This window comes from Cobetia sp. BMC6 (assembly GCF_029991385.1).
Lineage (GTDB): Bacteria > Pseudomonadota > Gammaproteobacteria > Pseudomonadales > Halomonadaceae > Cobetia.
Genome location: NZ_JAKUMF010000099.1, coordinates 1 through 241, shown reverse-complemented (window position 1 = coordinate 241; position 241 = coordinate 1). Strand labels below are relative to the sequence as shown.

1 protein-coding gene is annotated in these 241 nt (G+C 66.0%); it reads right to left on the bottom strand.

Going from position 1 to position 241, the window contains the following annotated elements; genetic code table 11:
* Positions 1–241, bottom strand: a 241-nt coding sequence (locus MKZ40_RS17165; protein ID WP_282628016.1) for an Ig-like domain-containing protein, incomplete at both ends; no start/stop codon positions are given.

The following is a 241-nucleotide window of genomic DNA, read 5'->3' as shown; positions in this document are numbered from 1 at the left end:
CCAGGGTGACGGTGCTGCCGTCTTCGGCATCGGTAGTGCCGACGATGGTGGGCGTGGTGTCGGAGGTCAGTGCCGGTGCGTCGACGGTCAGCGCCGGCGCGCTCGCATCGATCTCGCCCACGTCATTGCTGGTCGCAGTGTTGCCAGCCGGATCGGTGACCGAGGCCTCAACGCTATACTCGCCTTCGCTCAGCGGTGTCTCAGCGTCGACACTGTAGGTGCCATTCTCGACGGTGGCGGT